This is a genomic window from Ferruginibacter sp., from assembly GCF_031391665.1.
Lineage (GTDB): Bacteria > Bacteroidota > Bacteroidia > Chitinophagales > Chitinophagaceae > Ferruginibacter.
The window spans coordinates 1-1,643 of record NZ_JANMUN010000045.1; the positions used below are offsets into that span (position 1 = coordinate 1).

General features: G+C 35.2%; 2 protein-coding genes. One reads left to right on the forward strand and one right to left on the reverse strand.

The window, feature by feature from the left end; translation table 11 throughout:
* Window positions 1-266 precede the first annotated feature (266 nt).
* The gene (locus ACY651_RS03640; RefSeq protein WP_462249808.1) at window positions 267-854 is read right to left on the reverse strand and encodes a TrmH family RNA methyltransferase; all 588 of its coding nucleotides are present in this window, start codon (window positions 852-854) and stop codon (window positions 267-269) included.
* A 294-nt stretch (window positions 855-1,148) separates the two neighbouring features.
* On the opposite strand from ACY651_RS03640, the gene ACY651_RS03645 reads away from it, so the two are divergent.
* Window positions 1,149-1,643: PH domain-containing protein (locus tag ACY651_RS03645; RefSeq protein ID WP_462249810.1), on the forward strand; the 495-nt coding region annotated here is incomplete at its 3' end.

The window sequence follows — 1,643 nt, forward strand, 5'->3', positions numbered from 1 at the left end:
ATTTTCCATCGTTGCTTATCATGCGTTCGCCAATGCTTTTCCAGCTATCGTAAACGGTATGATCGAGTGGTTTTTTGTTTTGTGCGGTTGCGGAAAAAGCAATTAATAAAAATAAAATAGAAAAAAATCTTTTCATGTGTAAAGTTTTGGAGCAATAAAGTTATTGCATTTGTCTGAACGGAGATTTGAAAAGATTAAAAGGATTTTAAAAATGATAAATCCTATTAATCTTTTAAAATCCACCCAAATCTGCGTTCAGACAGAAATTACTCTTCTAAAAATCCCCATTCATTCCTTAATCCTTCTAATCTTTCGCCAAGTAATTTTATGGCATCATAATGCCCTGCATTATTTTTTTGCCGGTAGGCTTCGTACAAAGTAACTGCACAGGCCACAGAAATATTCAGCGATTTTATTATACCCACCTGCGGAATAATAAAATTGCCATCGGCCATAGCAATAATTTCTTCGCTAACGCCGCTATGTTCGTTACCAAAAACTAATGCTACAGGTTCAGTTAAATTTAACTCATGCAATCCAACTGCATCGCTGCTTAAATGTGTGGTGTAAATTTTTTTATAGCGTTTGCGTAATTCTGCAAAACATTCGCTGGCATCGGTGTATTGGTGCACCGTTAACCATTTGGCAGCGCTGGAACTGCTTTTTGCTCCCCACTTTCTGTGCGGAGGAATTTTATTATTCAAAATAAAAATATCCTGCATACCCACGGCATCGGCGGTACGCATTACAGCGCTAATGTTATGCGGATCAAAAACATTTTCTAAAACTACAGTAATATCGGGCTGGCGTTTATTTAAAACTTTTGTAAGGCGTTCGTTGCGTTCTGGTGTCATGCCCAAAAATACAAATTTAAATACTATAATTTTTGAGGAGCATAATTCAAATTATCGTAATAATTTTTTAACGCAGAAAAAAGGAGATGGCAGCGTTTACACTGAGAACGGCTGCGATAACTTCTTTTCTCATTTTCTTTACGCTAAATTTGCTGGCAATAATTTTAAACGCACACATTTTTTGAAGCCTGCAATTAATAATGATTGTATATTTATAATGGATAGAAATTTTAATGCTTCGATACTGCATTACAAAATAAAAGAAATTTATAAACCGGTTATCAGCTTTATAACATGAGAACACAATTAAAAAAAGACGAAAAATTATTAATCATCATTCGCCAGCACTGGATAAAATTAGTGCTGCCCATTTTTGCATGGCTGCTGCTTACTACCATTTTATTATTACTGATGACCAATTATTCCATTGCATTTATAATTATTTTAATTACGGCCATTTATCCTTTAATAGAATACATCAACTGGAAATACAATTTATGGGGTGTTACCAATATGAGGGTGGTGGATGAAAGCGGATTTTTTACCCGCTACTCCAAAGAAAGCCCTTTGGATAAAATAAATAATGTAGAATACGACCAGCCTTTAATGGGCCGTATTTTTGGCTACGGCAATGTAGATATACAAACTGCTGCCGAAATGGGTGAAACAAAATACACCCTCATCCATCATCCTAAATTATTAAAAGATACTATTACACATGCGCAGGAAGAATACAAAAAAATACAAATTACCAGCCAGGCCACACAGCTAGCGCAGGCTATTGCAAAA